Here is a 16,950-nt window from a genome sequence, read left to right on the forward strand (position 1 = left end):
AGACGGAAGGTATAACTTTAATATAAGGGGTAAAGTTGTAATTTTTAAAAATATAATAAGAGAAATACTTAGTATCAATTAGAATCCAATATTATGATATTGGCAATATTCATAGTTAGATAAATAATAGTAAAAATATAAAAAAGAAGGCGCTTAAGCCTTCTTTTTTCATACCATCGCGTAAGCGAACAATTTTCATTCGGTTGCATTTAAGAAATGTTTTGGAAAACAGTCTGTTAATAGAGACTGAGAATGAACATGCAATCTTCAAGCTTGAGCGAGATTCATCTTGTTCTGAAGAGACTTTATTCCATTTAGATATCAAGGGCAGTATGAAGATGTGGAAATAGGATTGTATTATAACCGATTCCGATACTACGACCCAGAGCAAGGGAATTATACTCAGATTGATCCGATGGGTCTTGCAGGAGGAAATCCTACGCTTTATGGGCATGTCAGTGATACGAATATTTGGATTGATATATTTGGGCTTTCTTGTACAAAAGAGCTTAAGAAAAATATGAATAAAGCTAACAAAGAACTGGCCAAAACAGAAGGATATATGAAAAGGGCTTGGCATAAGGAGAAAGGGTCGGCTGCCCATCATATTGTTGCTGGCGATGATTTAAGGGCTCAGCCTGCGAGGGATATATTAGCTCATTATAAAATCGATGTAAATTCAGCTGATAATGGTATTTATTTGAAACACATAGACCCTAATAGTAAACAACCAGGAGCGTATCATAGGGTGATTCATACAAATAAATATTATGAGGATGTAAACAAACGAATAATCAATGCAAGTAAGTTGGAGGGAAATCAGCTGTAGAAAAAGAATTAGAGTTAATTAGGAATGAATTATTATTTGACAAGAAGGTGTATTAATTTTGGATATATATGAAATTAAAAGTGACTATGATGTTTTTAAATTTTTTGTATTTAAACAAGGAAGTTCATCTAACTATTTAAACTATGAAGGTCAAAAATTAGGAGACAATTGGATACCTTTAGAGTTTGAAATTTTCAAAGAAAAAGGAAAGAAAAAGGAAAGAAAAAGGAAAGAAAAAGGAAAGAAAAAGGATAAACGATTTGAAGATTTTGATGCTTTATGCTATTTTGATGGTATTTTAATCGTGAATAATAATCTGAAAGAGATTTTGGAAGCTAATTATAGTGAAAAAGTTGAAATTTTGCCAGTTAATATGGATAGAGGTCCATATTATTTTATAAATGTAACGAATAAAATTAAATCTATTAAAAATGTGGATAAAATGTCTTCAGACGAAATAATGGAAATGGTAAGAAATAATAGGTACGTTTTTGATCTTCAAACTGTAAAAAACGAGTCCATATTTAGAGATAGCAAAATGTCATCAAGCTATTTTGTTACAGATTTCTTTATTAATCTAATGAATAATAATCAAATCAAAGGATTACGTTATGAAAAAGTTGGTCATGCAGAATAGTAAAAAACGTATAACGAAAATATACAAAACAGGATATTACAAATTGTTATTTTTGTTCCGAAAAAAATTAAACTAATTACTATTGAAGATGTGTTATCGCTTCCAGAGATTTGGTTTTAGCTTCTTCCAAATTCGAAAAAATGAAATTTAAATATAAAGGGATGTTTTTATTAGATAGCTTTTATTTACTCCCCGATTATTTACTATTTAAAATGATGCGTTTTTAATTTTTTGTAGTAAAAAAATTAAATTTTGTCAACTGTGCCCCATAATTTAGCAGTTTAGTAAAAAAAGAATGCTGTATTAATTAGATGACTTCTGCATGTTGCCGAAGTCATCTCTTTTAATATTTCGAAAACTCTTTTCTATGCTAGGAGCTTCCTTGTAACTCTTAGGCTATGGATAAGAAAATATCTTCTAAGTTAAGCTAAATACAACTGTTTTACTATGTTAATGTTTGAAAGGATACTGATGAATACTAGCAGGTATTGATGAAATTCCAGTAAACTGGGCAAGTGAAGAATCAATGGTTTAAAATATCAACAAAAAATGGTGGGACATCAATTGTTTTAAAGAGGTGGATCTAGACAGGTGATTTGTAGGAAAAAATAGAGTCAATAGTTGAAATAGAGAGGTGTGAATAATATGGATTGGTACAACAAAATTGAAAACGTATCAAACAAGCAACAATTCTTAGAATTTGTAAATTTATTATCAGCGGATTATCAAAAAAATATAGATGAATGGGAGAATAAATCTATAGATTTATTTCTTCAAGCCATTGAGGGATGGATGGAAGATATGGAAGGATTTTATGAAAATTCTGGTTTAGATACACCCAAAAATATCGACTGGAAACTATTGTCTATTATGCTATATGTAGGTAAGATATATGAATAAAAGGCCCACGCTAAAAAAGAATTAGTTATGTGAGATTTGTATGGAGAGACTTTAAATTGATGAGTGTGGTGTAAATAATAAATCAATTTAAGGAATTTATTAGATCGATTGATTAGTTGAAGAAGCTTATTAGTGATTATCTAGGTACACCTTCTGAAGCCTACGAAAATGATGGTAATAAGGTTTGGTCCAATGAGTTAGATATTTATGGCCAGTCAAAAGAGTTTAACAGTGACAAGGATTTTATACCATTCCGATATCAAGGGCAATACGAGGATGAAGAAACTGGCCTTTACTACAACAGATTTAGATATTATTCACCAATTGAGGGTATGTATACGCAAAAGGATCCAATTGGGCTTAATGGAGGTTTGGTCTTATATGGCTATGTACAAGATACAAATAACTCAATAGATATTTTTGGTCTTTCTTGTACTAAAGAGTTAAAGAAAAATATGAACAAAGCTAATCGAGAGTTAAGAAAAAATGAAGGGTACATGAAACGTGCTTGGCATAAGTATAAAGGTTCAGCAGCTCATCATATTGTAGCGGGGGATCATTCAAACCAAGCAGCTCAGAGGGCAAGAGATGTACTAAAAAGAGTAGATATTGATATCAATAGTGCTCATAATGGAATTTATTTAAAACATATGGACCCAAATAGTAAACAACCAGGGGCTTATCATAGAATAATTCATACCAAAGAATATTTTGAAAATGTTGCTCAAAGATTAGAATCTGCTGAGATGTTAGGAGGAAGAGCGTTAGTAAAAGCTGAATTAGAATTAATACGAAATGATTTACTATTTAATAAAAAAATATGGTAATAAAACAAGGCGAGGGATTAATATGGATATATTTAAAATAGGAAATGATTTTGACTATTTTGATTTGACTTTTCTTGATGAAAAAGACGTGAGACTTTTTTCAACTTTTAAAGGACAAAAAATTACTTTAGAATGGAAAGAAGATATTTTTGCAATATCAAAGGATAATTTACAAAAAAATGAGCTTTTAGATTTTGATGCACGTTGTTTTGGTTCTACTTTAATTGTGAAAAAGAAATTTGAAAATCAATTTAAAAAATTACTGCCAAATGAAATTGAAATGTTTCCTGTAAGGATAAAAAATATTTCGGAGGATTTCATATATATAAATGTACTTAAAGTAATTCCTGCTATTGATTTTGATGGTTTAGATACCCAACAATCTCTTAGTATGCTAAGAAATAAAGAAATTAAGTTCAAATTAAACGAAATATCCAATCAAATTCTCTTTAGAGATGTTAAAATTAATTTTTATTATTGTACTCAAAAGTTTATTGACTTTATTGAAAATAATCAAATTAAAGGTTTATCTTTTGATAAAGTTGGGGTAGCAACATGAGTACAAAGGAATAAATATTACAGTTAAATAATGACAATACCTATTTCTCATTAAGACTTCTTGAATAGAAATATATTTTTCCGTTGAATGTAAGATACTTCAATAGCTCTAATCACTTAGACGAATGATTCGCCTGCCGAAAGCAAAAAATTCACGACATAAATTAAAGATGTTCTGTTGGTAATGGGATGAAATGTACGAAGGCCGGAATTTTTTGTATTAAAATATATCTTCAAGTAGAAGTAGAATTTTTAGTCATACATCGTAATAATAGATGATTATTGGGAAAATATTGAAACGTAGGTAAGAAGGAATTTTTAACACTTCTTTACCTATGTTTTTTGTGTTAGTGATATCTTACAGGAAGCAAAAAATTAAAAAATGGTGAAGGATTGAATGAAGTTAAATATAGTGAATTAATTACAGCAATGAAAATATTAATAGCTGAATATAAGAGTTTTGAAGTCGTTCCTAAAAAACTTGCCTAATGTTTCGTTGATATTAGTAATTTTTTTATTTTAATAAAGAGAAATATTCTTTAGATGAACAAAACAGGATTGAAGATGCGGTTCAAAAAATTCCTCAATTGGCTAATGAATTGTTTGATTGTTAAAAGAATTAAAGAGTTTTTAGCCATTTTATTATTGTTTGAAAAATGTATTTGGATATTCCAAAATGGAGGTAAACAGTGGTAGAGAGTCACGCAAGGACTAGTAATAGTCTATTATACTATAAATGTGATAATATTGAATTTTTAAAAGGTTATGGACAATTATATACAGAATTTGATGATGGCGTTGCAACTAGGCAGATTAATATAATTAACAATGATATGTACTGTTCTTCATCATTACATGATTGGAATGAAAATATTGGATTTTTATTGTATGACGGACATATCGAGAGTTTAGATTTAAGCGATAGTGTACCTATTACTCAATTAGAATTTGAGAATAAATGGCAGGAAGGAATTGTAGCTAACAATTCTCACATAAACTACTTAAAGGGTGATGCTTCTCTTCCTTTCGAAGAACATACACTCATCATTCATGTTGTTAATATTTTAGGAAAATGGGGAAAAGGCTTTGTTTTATCTTTATCAAAGCAATTCCCTTTTGCCAAAAATGAATATATAAAATGGTCGAAGGATAAAGAAACTTTTGGGTTAGGAGAAGTTCAGTTTGTATGTGTAGACCAGCAGAAAGCTACTTTTGTTGCCAATATGCTTGCACAACACGGTTTGAGGAAAAATGATAAAGATCGTACAACCTATATTGATTATGATGCGCTTCGTTTATGTTTAAGAAAAGTTGCGAGATTTGCATTAAAAAATCGATTATCGATACAGATGCCTAAAATTGGTTCAGGTTTAGCTGGAGGAGATTGGAGAGAGATTGAAAAAATAATAAATGAGGAATTGATTTATTATAAAATTAAATGTACTGTTTTTGAATTGTGATAAATTAAATAAAAGTTAGGGGTGGCATCAATGGTAGATACAAAATTGAGGGAGCGGGTGTTTGACACTTTATACGGCGGGATTATTGGTGATCTAATGGGCGTACCTGTTGAGTTTAAACAAAGAGGGACTTTCCATGTGCAAGATGTGATGGGGTATGGTACTTATAATCAGCCACCTGGCACTTGGTCTGACGATACTTCGCTAACTCTCTGCCTGGTCGAAAACATTATTGAAAATGGTAATACCAAAACATTAATGAACAAATTTGTACAATACATGGAGCAGGGCTATCTTACACCATTTGGCGAAATGTTTGATATTGGAATTACTACAGCGGAAGCCGTTTCGAACTATAAAAAAGGTGTTCCGCCAGCACAATGTGGTAAAACGGGCGAGTTTGATAATGGCAATGGTACGTTAATGAGGATAGCTCCTTTAGTATTCGTGGTCATGCATGAGTTAGATTTTGCTAAAAGAAAAGAATTAGTACATCAATATACAGAGATTACTCATGGTCATCCACGTTCCATAGTAGGGTCCATTATTTACATTGAGCTATTATTAAGCTTATACCAAAATAATTCACTAGAAGTGGCCTTAAAAGAGGTTTTTGACTTACTGCAAAATAATTTACAACATGAAATGAAAGCGGAGTTAAATGCTTACACACGGATTTTTCATGAAAACTTTTTCAATACGCCTGAAGACGAGATTCAATCAAGCGGCTATATTGTTCATTCATTAGAGGCGGCCATTTGGTGTGTAGGTAATTCTACAACATTTAAAGACGCCATTCTGAAGGCAGTTAATTTAGGAGAAGATACGGATACCGTTGGAGCCATTACAGGTTCGATAGCGGGTATGTATAAACAGTTGGATAAAATTCCGGAAGAATGGTTGGGTAAAATTGTCAGTAAACAAAAGGTTGATGACTTAATTTTGGCGTTTTACGAGTATTGTGAAGCACAGGTGTAAAGAGAATGTAAACGAAAGGATGTGTCAAAATGCTTCCTATACATAATGCAAATTTACCAGCTACAGAGAACGACATTCTACAAGTGGAACATATTATGTCATGTCAACTCCCAACCGTTTATAGGCGAGTCCTACAAGAGGTGAATGGTGTATCACTGGCTAATGGGGTGTTAATTTACGGTACAGAGGAATTGACAGAAAGAAATGAGACTTGGGAAGTGGAGGAATATGCGAGAGGCTATATAGCTATTGGTGACGATGGTGGTGGAATGGTATTTTTAATGGCCATTCAGGGGAATGATTCTAGCGTTTTTGCAGTAGATAGCGGAGATATGAATCCACAACATGCCACGGTGGTCACTATGGACTTAAGTAAGTGGCTACAAAATGGCTGTCAGTAAAACAAATTAATCAGTATAAATAGTTGAAGCTTATTCCTATCTTTGGAATGGGCTTTTTTAGGTGGGTTCTATGTCTTTTCTTGGAGAAATAAAGCTAAATTATTACATATTCTATTAATTATTTGTATTTTTTAGAAAATTATGTTGAATTATTGGGGAGTGGTAGTATAATAAAATTATAGTTACAAATTTGGTTAATAATTCCTTTGTTTAAGGAGTTTTTAGCAAATTATGTAATTATAAATTAAAACTAATGAAATGAGGCGATATTTTATGATTAACATGATTCAATATTTAGAGCAAAATCCGTCGTTGGTAACATTGTTAAAAGAAAAAAAAGCTTCTTTAATTGGTGTAACAGATCTTGAACAAAAAGCAATTTTGGATTCGTTTGATGAAGATGTATGTTTAGAAAATCGTGTTTGGTATTAAAACATAAAAAAAATAAATGGTTTGGGCTTGCTATAGGTATCTATTTAATTTTAGGGATGTACCTACTTAATGTTACTTATAGCAAACCCTTTTTAAATATTGAGTTAGAAAAAATAAATAATAATTGGACAATAACGGATTCCTATTATAAAAATTGGGCAACAAAGCATCAAATTACACCTGGGGATATTGTTTTAAATGTTGATGATGTGAAAATAAATAATTTATCTTATATATCCTTTGATTCAGCCATTAGGGCAGCAAAAGAATTAACGATCCAAAAGCCTGATGGAAAAATAATCTCTATACAAATAAAAAATCTTGATATACCTCAGCAATTTTACTATTTATTGATAATACCGGCATGTTACTATGCTTTGACATTATTTATTACGGTATATTTATATTTTAAAAAAATAAATCAACACCTTACCAATTTACTAATATTATTTATTCTAAGTGTTTCTTTAGCATATGTGAGTATTGGTGCTTCAGGGCGTTTAGATAGTATAGGTATGATTATTAACCGTAGTAGTATGCTATTATGTTTAGTAATTCTGTTACTTTTTTTAGAAAATTATTTTGCGTTTTTAAAGATAAAATGGCTCTTTATAAAAAAACTAAAAGTATTTTTTTTATTTCCTGTTTTAGCGATTGCGTTTAGTGTTTTCAGTATTTTTTATCCATCAATCAACCCTATTCTATCTGAAATTGTGCTATGGGTATTTTTTCTATTATTAATATTAAATCTTGGAATATTGATTGTAGGTTATTTTAAGTATAAATTATCTCAACTAAAGATATTGTTAATGAGTATCATTATTCCATTTTTGCCCTTTCTACTTTTCTATGCATTACCCCAAATCTTATTCAATACACAATTACTCTCTGCTGATATTTGTTCATTATTTCTAATGCTTATTCCATTCAGCTTTATATTTACACAACTTACTGAGCGTATTTTTGATATGGAGTATTTCATTTCTCGATTACGTTATTATTTTAATTTTTCTTTTGGTTTTACACTATGGCTGTTATTGGGGCTGTATTGGCTTACGGATCTTTCGATTACACGCATGACGGAGATTTTCTTTTTTGCTTTTCTCTCGTTAATGGCCCTGTTTTACATGAAGGAGCGGATTGATTATCGTAAGCGGAAAATCCTTTTCTCTACGAAAGGGGACTACATTCATCGCTTGTATACTACCGTTGATAGTATAGGTCGAGTGGTCAAAATCGAAGATCTATTGGAGAAATTTGTGCAGGAGGTTGTGCTCCAGCTTGAAATGGAAAGTGTTTATGTTCTGACCTATGATTTTCAAACACATCGGGTGACGTTAACGAATAAATCGAAGGAATACACGCAGCATCAAATTGATGAGGTCCTTGTCGAGCGTTTAGGGCTAGGGGATATTAAAAAAACAGATCATTTCTATATCGCCTTTATTCATCAAGATGCGAATTATAAACGAATCCTTGTTGTTGACCATAATAAATCGATTTATCTAAAGGATGAGGAGTTGTTATGGCTTGAATTGTTATTGCTCTATTTAAACAATTTTATTGAAAATACGAAAATGGTTGAGGAGCTTTTAAATCAGTTAAAGCATATGAAAGAGGCTGATAATCGACAACTACCGTGGCTCAATAAATTACTTTGGCTACGCTTCGAGGAAGAAAAATATCAACTTGCTCAGGAACTTCATGATACGATTTTACAGGAACAGCTTCATATTGCGAGAGAAATGGATGTCCTTATGCATACAAAGGAAAAAGAGGAGATCCCAGCGAGACTCATAAAGCTGCATGAACATATGGTGACTTCCTTGAACGATTTAAGGGGCTACTGTGAAAATTTAAAGCCACCACTTCTCGATACATTAGGATTAAATGCCGCCCTTGAAAAACTGATTCAAAAAATTCATAAACGAGCAAATTTTGTGTTGGTTTATACGATTGATCGACTTTATTTAGAGGATGAACGGTTAAACTTAATGATTTATCGCTTGTTCCAAGAATTGTTAAACAATGCTCTAAAACATTCCAATGCGAATACCGTTGAAATCTATTTATTAGGCACCGAAGAAGGTTTTGAAATTTTGTATACCGATGATGGGGTAGGCTGTAATATAGATGACATTCTACTTGCGGATTCTATGGGCATTCAAGGTATGCAAGAGAGGGTTCAGGCTTTTAATGGGAAATTCGCCTTAGATAGCAAAGTAGGTGAAGGACTAACCATTCGTATACAAGTTAGTGAAACCAATCAAACGCATCCTTATACGTATAGTACGCTGAACCGGCCAACTTATATGATACGAGGATAACCAAATGAGGTGTAAGCACATAGGTATATACTTATTTAAACCTTTTAATCTCTTCGTAGAGGCTACGAATGCGGATTAGAAGGCTTTTGTTTTTTGATATCTTTTACTTTTTGAGAGGGTTGATCAAAAATAAAATATTATCATCAAAAAAATATTGTTTTATAAGAGTAGAATAGAGAGAAAATACACTTTTTACAATTATTTCTCCAGAACAAAGGAAATTATAGCAGCAAGACCGATATAATTCATTAGAAGGATTAAGGAGGTCAATAGATTTGAATAAGAAATTATTTTTAACAGCAGCAGCCGTTCCAGTAGCACTCATTGTACCAGCTGTAGCAAATGCAGCAGAAACGGTTTCGATTAGTGGTGAAAATATTGTCAATGGAACATTAACAGTTGAGCAATTACCTAATAATGCAGTGGTCAATCTCTATCAATGGTATTACCTAGAGGACATTACGAGTGAAGATAGTTCAAATTCAGTAACAAATAAGCCGATTTCTGGCGCAACTTCGCGATCATTTAAAGTGCCAGTTGAAGCAGCTGGAAAATCAATCTTTGTAGAAGCAACTACAATTGACGGTAAAAAGTTTCAAAGTGAGCCACGTGATATAAAAGCATTAGACTTGGACATCACTATTCCAACGTTGGAGGGTCATTCCTCTTCCAGTTTTGTAGCACCTGGTGAAACGGTGAAAGTAGCTGGCGTTTCTGTTACAGATAAGGGTGGTGCCAAACTACAAAGTGACCAAATTACATATAGTTATCAATGGTTTTATAAGCTTGGCGATAATTCCTTCACAATTATTGAAGGTGCCGCTGGGAGTACATATACAATTCCAAAGGACGCCATTGAAAAAGGCATCAAGGATATTAGCGTCACTGTTAAAGCAAAAGTAGGTCTTTCTTTTGTGGAATCTAAACTTTCAAATACCATTACTGTATCGACCGTACCTACTGATACGTTAACAAATGAAATTAAAGCATTACTAATCCATGATAATAAATACAATGTATCAGATTTTGAATCATTCGAAGCCAAAATAAAGGAATTAGAAAGTAAGTATCAAGCTTTATCGACACCAGCAAAAGCAAATGTGTCCAATTATGATGTTCTAAAGAGAGCCCTCGCTGATGTGGCGCTACTCAATAAATTAGAAGAAAAAGTAGATAAATTACAGGACGTGAATGAAAAGGATCGACCTAAATATATTCAAGAGATGGAAGAGGCCTATAATAAGCTTGATCAGTTACAACGCAGCTTAGATGCGAATGAAGTCCTCTATACGAACATTAAAAATTTATTAAATGAGCCAAATGATCTGGAGGAAATTTCAGAAGTTCGACGATTAAATCAAGCTATTGTTCATTTACTATCCTACGAAAATTCTCTTGCACAATATGTACCTTCAGATAAGGATACCCTAAAAGCGTTAGTGACTAGCATTGAAGAGGATATCGCAAAGTTATCCCCAAATTATCGTGGGGCAATTCAAAATCAAGCTATTTTAACAGAAGCTAAATCAGATATTAAAAAAGTGGAGCAATTTATTAAATCCTTTGATAAATTATCGGCAGACAATACACCGAATAAGCAAGTTACAGTGGCGAAGTCCATTCGATCTGCCTATGAAAAATTGACGTATAAGCAATTAAAATTAGTATCAGACAAGTATGTACAGCTTTTAGCGACAGCGGAAAGTGCTGAAGTGAGTCAAATTGCCGCATTAAATTATGATATAGAGAGCTATATTGGCGATGATATCTATCCAATCAATCCATCAGCTAGCTCATGGCAGAGTCATGTCAATAATGTCAATCGTATGATTAAAGAATATAAGAGCTTAACGAAAACATCGGCAGCTCAAATTGTTGGCTATGACAGTCTTGTTACTTTACAAAAAGATTTAAAAGCAGCTGAAAAAGTGATAAAAGATATGGACGCTTATCAAAAATTATCTCGAACAGCTGGCGTGACAGAAAGTAAACTGAATTCAAGCTATACGAGTGCTCTCAAAGCTTATAATAAGCTTACGACTTTACAACAGTCCCTTGTCTATAATGCCGATGACTTTTTACTGAATACGCCTAAGGTTTCGATTGATGACAATGGTAAAGTGCCTGCTGATAAGGCTGCTGCGGAAGCATTGAAGGCCGAAATAGCTAAATTTGCAGATGTCACTACCTTTACATTCAAACAATTAGAATCCGCAACTGATAAAGCGTCAGAAACGTATAAAAGTCTATCGTCAGGTGCAAGAAAATATGTGACGAATTATTATTTATTAACAGCAGCAAAGAAGGATATTTCAGGTGTGAAATCATTCCATAAAAAAGTCCAGACAGCTAGAGAAGAAACAGATGCTGCTAAACAAGCTAAAAAAATTGAAACAGTGCAAAAAGCGTATGCTAAATTACCTTCGAATCAACAACATTTAGCAAAAGAGCAATATGAGGCTTTATTAAATAATCAAATTATTGATGAAAATGCGCCGAATATTACACAGCTAAATCATGATATTGCAAGCATTTCAGCAAATGATCTTTATACAGTTTCCATTGATAGAATTAAAAATCTATCGACACAGTATAGTAGCCTTAGCTCAAGTGATAAAAAATTAATTACAAATTATGATATTTTAAAAGCAGCATTGGCGGATGTCAAAAAGGTAGAATCCTTTATGAAGACTTATGAGAAATCGTTTAATAATAATCCAAGTACAGTCATCAAGGCATTTGAAAAGCTGACGTCTAAACAAGTGAGCCTGATTGATGCTGCGACTAGACAGTTGATTATTGATAAGCAGAAAGGGCAACAGCAAACAAATGAAAGTGCTTTGCTGTTAATTGAGTCTATCAATTCTCTAGTTGTAAAAGGTGAATATATAGCTGGGTTAGAGGAAAAAGTGAAAGAAATTCGTGCGATTTATGATCAATTAAGTGCTACTGATCAGAAGATCGTAAAAAATTATTCGAAGCTGACACAGGCGGAAGGGGATTTGAAAAAGGTAGCAGACGTTCATGCTCTATACGTTCCAGTGGATGGAGATGAGAAGGCTCGCAAAGCATGGCAAACTGCCTATGGTAAGCTTTCAAAGAAATTAGAGTTACTTTATAACAACATGTATCCAACTGAACAATAATAATTACTACAAGAAGCCCCGATGGATTTTCGGGGCTTTCTTTATAGATAAAGTCATTATTATTTGTCTAGTAAATTCAATGTTCGCTATACTATGTACTACAGAGAATGAAATTTTTTACATAAACGATTGTAGTTTCACAAAGAAGGTAGGAACAAAAGATGTATAAAATAGGTGTTGTTGGTCCCGCTAAATCGGTTGAGAGAATTATTGCGTTAGCACGGGAAATTGAACAGGATATGGAGTTTATTCCGTATATTTATGAAGTGGCGACGGAAACAAAGCATCTTGTCGAGACCTATAATCAGGATGTGGATTTCTGGCTATTTTCTGGCTACATCCCCTATAAGCTTGCCAGTCAAACGAATGTTTCCAAGGATAAATTGACTCATATTATTTTTTCCGAAGCAGCCATTTATCGGGGCTTTTTAGAGCAGTCCTATCAACAAAAAAAGTTTATTGAAAATGTCAGTATCGACATCATCCCATCGCCTTCCCAAATGGCGTCAGAGAGTCTTGCGGAAATTCAGCATAATGTCCATCACATGTATTTAAAGGAATTTGATGTGGCTGTTAATCCACAAGAGCTATTTGATTTCCACTATGATCTCTGGCAGGCGGGCAAAATCGATTTTGCGATTACTTGCTATCCTTCTGTTGATGAAGAGCTGAAAAAACGAGGTGTGCCGTCTTATTGGGTTTCACCGACCAAAACGGAAATTTACCATACCGTTCAGCTTTTTACAGAAAAAATCAAAACGTCCTATTATAAAGAGACACAAATTGGTGCAGTTATGCTGGAAATAAAGGACTTCGATTCATTAAAAGAAAGAATGAAGCAAGGGTACCGTATACAGTATTTAGAATTGCGCATAAAGGAAAACCTGCTTCAGCTCTGTGAACAAATTGATGGCTCACTGATTGAAGAAGGGAATGGAAAGTATACTATTTTTAGTACAAGGGGAGCCATTGAAGGACAAATCCAATTTTTACAGGAAAAAATGTATCAGCTGTCCATTGAAATGGAAGCGAAGGTAACGGCAGGCATTGGTTTTGCTCAAACGGTGTTCAATGCTGAATTACATGCTCATCGAGGATTAAGACAGACGAAGGAAAATGAAGCGATAGATATTGTTATGATTCAGGATGATGGAACAATTATTGAATCCGTAGGGAATGTAGAAGAGCTTACGTATTCCTATCGAGCAGAAGACCCTTTTATTTTAGAAAAACTAAAAAAAGGTAATATTAGTGTAAAAACGTACATGAAAATTTATGCGCTTGTGCAGAAAATGCACTGGAAGCATTTTACGACAAAGGATTTAGCGACACAGCTTCAGATGAGTGAAAGAAATGCCCAACGAATCGTGGCAGATTTATGTGGAGTGGATTTAGCGAGAATTTGTGGAGAAGAATTACAGCATACTCGTGGTAGGCCGATAAAAATGTATCAGCTTGTTTAGAAATAATGAAGATGTCCCAAGCCAAAAATGGTTTGGGGCTTTTTTTGTCTTTTAAAAACTGATTTATCAAGGAATTGTGAACCTTTTAAGGAGATGAATGTTCGTTTACAAAGACGATTATCTATTAGAAATTTTCAAAAAAATATTGTTTTTTCATAGAAGTTTGATTATTATACGAATATATAACGAAAATGTCGGTATATAAAAGGGGTTTTATTTTACTAGATATTACAAGGGGGCAAAGATCATTAAGGAAAAAAAGCAGTGAAGCAGAAACTGCAATGTTAGAGAATGTTTTGAGATATGGGAGGGATATGAATGTTAACAAATGAAGTAACTAAAAAATCTAGAAATGTTATCCTTGCGCTATTATTTTTGGGCTGGTCTTTAGGAAACTTAGACCGTTACATTATGAATTATGCAGTTGTTTCAATTACAGGTGATTTACAATTGGATGCATCCTCTACGGGTATTATTTTAAGCGCTTTCTTTTTAGGCTATGCCATTATGCAAATACCAGGTGGCTGGCTTGCTGATAAATTTGGCGCAAAACGAATCTTGCTGTTGGCTGTTATTATGTGGTCTATTTTCACCGGTCTAACAGCAATTGCTTGGTCATTAACGGCTATGATTGTGATTCGCTTTTTATTTGGCATCGGAGAGGGTGGATTTCAGCCAGCGAGCTCTAAGATTATTGCGACGATTTTCCCGAAAGAAGAAAGAGGAAGAGCCATGTCCATCATGCTTACTTCTGGAGGGATTGTATCATTAATTGTGCCGCTGCTAGCTGCTTATTTATTAGGAACGATAGGTTGGCGCATGATGTTTATTATTATCGGGTCGATTGGAGCGATTATTGCCTTATTATACTGGAAGTATATTCAGCTTCCGAAGGCTGAAATAGTAGAAGAAGCTGGGACAAATCATCCTACTACAAAGGTAAATTTTAAAGAATTATTGAAAACACCACTTATGTGGAATTTGATCATTGCATATTTTTGTATTTATGCAGTGAACTGGGGATTAGTTTCTTGGATTCCTACGTATCTTCAGAAAAATCGTGGATTGGATTTAATGTCCATTGGCTGGGCACAAACAATTCCTGCTATTACAACGATTATCGGTGTGTATGGCAGCGGATTTATTATTGATAAGCTACCAAGAGGAATGGAAAAGGTACTAGGGTCCATATCCTGTGCAGTTATCGGCATATTATTGTATTTAATGTTTACGGCCAAAACAGTGACGTTATTTATTGGTTATCAAACAGTTGTTTCGATCTTTATTGCGTTCGTCATTACGTTGTTACCTGTTATCGTACTGAAGAAATTACCTTCTTCAATTACAGGTTCGGCAATGGGTATCGCCAATACAGGTGGACAGTTAGCAGGTTTTGTCACACCTATGGCCATTGGCTTTATGGTAGATGCTTTTAATGGTTCGTTTGATGCGGCATTTTGGATGTTAATTGGCTTTGCGCTCATCTGTATTGTGTCCATTGTCACGCTTAATGACCAAAAAGGGACTTTATTGAAAGCATAAAAATTGGAGGGACTTTAATGAGTTTTCACGAAAAAATTTCGACATTAATTGAAGCAAAACAAGAAGCTAGTGTGGCATTAAGTGATGCTATATGGGCTGTACCAGAGCTTCATTTTCAAGAAAAAAAATCAATGCACTATATGAAAGAGGCGCTAGAAAAAGAGGGTTTTCAAACCGAAGTGGGTGTTGCTGGACTTAGTACAGCTCTGATAGGGACGTTTGGTTCTGGAAAGCCTGTCATTGCCTTTTTAGGGGAATATGACGCACTTCCTGGTTTGAGTCAAAAAGGTGGCGCTACACAACATGAACCTATTGAAAATGGAGGAAGCGGTCATGGCTGTGGGCATAATTTATTAGGAACTGGAGCCTTTGCTGCTGCTGTGGCAGTGAAAGATTATCTTGAGCAGCATAATCAATCAGCAACCATTCGATTTTACGGCTGTCCTGCCGAGGAAAATGGTTCAGGTAAAGCGTATATGGCAAAAGCTGGACTTTTTGATGATGTTGATATTGCGATTTCTTGGCATCCAGGTACATTTTCTACTGTAATGACTTGTAGCTCTCTAGCAAACTATGCTGCTACTTTTAAGTTTACTGGGAAAAGTGCACATGCAGCAGCAGCACCACATCTTGGACGAAGTGCTTTAGATGCTGTTGAGCTGATGAATGTTGGGGTAAACTACTTACGAGAACATATCATTCCAGAAGCTCGTGTGCATTACGCCATCACAAACTCTGGTGGAACTTCACCGAATGTAGTACAACCCTATGCAGAGGTAACCTATCTCGTTAGAGCCCCTAAAAAACAACAAGTACAAGAGATTTATCAGCGCGTTGAAAATATTGCAAAAGGTGCAACGCTTATGACAGGTACGTCGCTTGACATTGATTTTGAGGGTGCTGCTTCAAATCTCATTACAAATAAAACACTTTATGATGTAATGTATCAACAAATACTTGAAATTGGTATGCCAGACTATACAATAGAGGATGAGCAGTACGCACAGGCAATTTTTAATACATTTACACCTGAAGTACAAGCTTCTTCGTTAGTAGGTTTGCGTAAAGAAGATGTTAAGCGTTTACAAGGAAAAGTCATTGCGGATCACGTCCCAGACATGCTCCCTGAATTTATTATGGGTGGCTCAACAGATGTTGGAGATGTCAGCTGGAAAGTACCAACCGTACAATGTACAACCGTATGTATGGCATTAGGTACACCGTTGCATACATGGCAGGTTGTTTCACAGGGGGTTATGCCAATTGCGCATAAAGGTATGCTACAAGCGGCTAAAATCATGGCTTGTACAGCTATCGCATTACTTGATAATCCAGCATTAATTGAAGAAGCAAAAAAAGAATGGCAAGAACGTCTTGATGGAGAGACATATATATCTTTAATTCCGGAGGGAACACAGCCTCCAAAGCTATAAAAGGATAGCGATCTAGA

At 34.0% G+C, this 16,950-nt stretch carries 14 protein-coding genes; all 14 read left to right on the plus strand.

Annotated elements, in window-relative coordinates; genetic code table 11:
- The first annotated feature begins 307 nt into the window (after window positions 1-307).
- The 14 genes from SJW71_RS09265 to SJW71_RS09330 all read left to right on the plus strand — a co-directional run bounded on the left by SJW71_RS09265 (window position 308) and on the right by SJW71_RS09330 (window position 16,933).
- The gene (locus SJW71_RS09265) at window positions 308-829 is read left to right on the plus strand and encodes an RHS repeat-associated core domain-containing protein (RefSeq protein ID WP_431812198.1); all 522 of its coding nucleotides are present in this window, start codon (window positions 308-310) and stop codon (window positions 827-829) included.
- A 58-nt stretch (window positions 830-887) separates the two neighbouring features.
- Entirely contained in the window at window positions 888-1,466 is a 579-nt protein-coding gene (locus tag SJW71_RS09270; protein WP_431812032.1) for an imm11 family protein, read from the plus strand.
- A 645-nt stretch (window positions 1,467-2,111) separates the two neighbouring features.
- Window positions 2,112-2,366, plus strand: a complete 255-nt coding sequence (locus tag SJW71_RS09275) for a DUF7660 family protein (protein ID WP_274793675.1) — start codon at window positions 2,112-2,114, stop codon at window positions 2,364-2,366.
- Window positions 2,367-2,482: 116 nt separating this feature from the next.
- Entirely contained in the window at window positions 2,483-3,193 is a 711-nt protein-coding gene (locus SJW71_RS09280) for an RHS repeat-associated core domain-containing protein (protein WP_431812033.1), read from the plus strand.
- 22 nt (window positions 3,194-3,215) lie between these two features.
- Window positions 3,216-3,752: a hypothetical protein gene (locus tag SJW71_RS09285; protein ID WP_429978833.1), complete on the plus strand. Its 537-nt coding sequence runs from the start codon at window positions 3,216-3,218 to the stop codon at window positions 3,750-3,752.
- A 688-nt stretch (window positions 3,753-4,440) separates the two neighbouring features.
- The gene (locus SJW71_RS09290; RefSeq protein ID WP_431812034.1) at window positions 4,441-5,211 is read left to right on the plus strand and encodes a macro domain-containing protein; all 771 of its coding nucleotides are present in this window, start codon (window positions 4,441-4,443) and stop codon (window positions 5,209-5,211) included.
- Between the two features lie 30 nt (window positions 5,212-5,241).
- Window positions 5,242-6,189, plus strand: coding sequence for an ADP-ribosylglycohydrolase family protein (locus SJW71_RS09295; protein WP_431812035.1), 948 nt, complete (start codon window positions 5,242-5,244; stop codon window positions 6,187-6,189).
- Window positions 6,190-6,218: 29 nt separating this feature from the next.
- Entirely contained in the window at window positions 6,219-6,590 is a 372-nt protein-coding gene (locus SJW71_RS09300) for an SMI1/KNR4 family protein (RefSeq protein ID WP_429978836.1), read from the plus strand.
- Between the two features lie 273 nt (window positions 6,591-6,863).
- Window positions 6,864-7,022: a competence pheromone ComX gene (gene comX / locus SJW71_RS09305; RefSeq protein ID WP_274793665.1), complete on the plus strand. Its 159-nt coding sequence runs from the start codon at window positions 6,864-6,866 to the stop codon at window positions 7,020-7,022.
- Window positions 6,995-9,349, plus strand: a complete 2,355-nt coding sequence (locus SJW71_RS09310; protein WP_431812036.1) for an ATP-binding protein — start codon at window positions 6,995-6,997, stop codon at window positions 9,347-9,349. The genes comX and SJW71_RS09310 overlap by 28 nt, the downstream gene beginning before the upstream one ends.
- A 275-nt stretch (window positions 9,350-9,624) precedes the next feature.
- A complete protein-coding gene (locus tag SJW71_RS09315) occupies window positions 9,625-12,495 on the plus strand; it encodes a hypothetical protein (RefSeq protein WP_431812037.1) in 2,871 nt (956 codons plus the stop codon).
- A 161-nt stretch (window positions 12,496-12,656) separates the two neighbouring features.
- Window positions 12,657-13,958: a hypothetical protein gene (locus SJW71_RS09320; protein WP_322605620.1), complete on the plus strand. Its 1,302-nt coding sequence runs from the start codon at window positions 12,657-12,659 to the stop codon at window positions 13,956-13,958.
- A gap of 318 nt (window positions 13,959-14,276) precedes the next feature.
- On the plus strand, window positions 14,277-15,500 hold the full coding sequence (locus tag SJW71_RS09325) for an MFS transporter (RefSeq protein ID WP_312507518.1): 1,224 nt from the start codon (window positions 14,277-14,279) through the stop codon (window positions 15,498-15,500).
- Window positions 15,501-15,517: 17 nt separating this feature from the next.
- Window positions 15,518-16,933, plus strand: a complete 1,416-nt coding sequence (locus SJW71_RS09330; RefSeq protein WP_274793660.1) for a M20 family metallopeptidase — start codon at window positions 15,518-15,520, stop codon at window positions 16,931-16,933.
- Window positions 16,934-16,950 lie beyond the last annotated feature (17 nt).

It is taken from the genome of Lysinibacillus sp. FW12 (assembly GCF_050817245.1).
Taxonomy (GTDB): domain Bacteria; phylum Bacillota; class Bacilli; order Bacillales_A; family Planococcaceae; genus Lysinibacillus; species Lysinibacillus irui.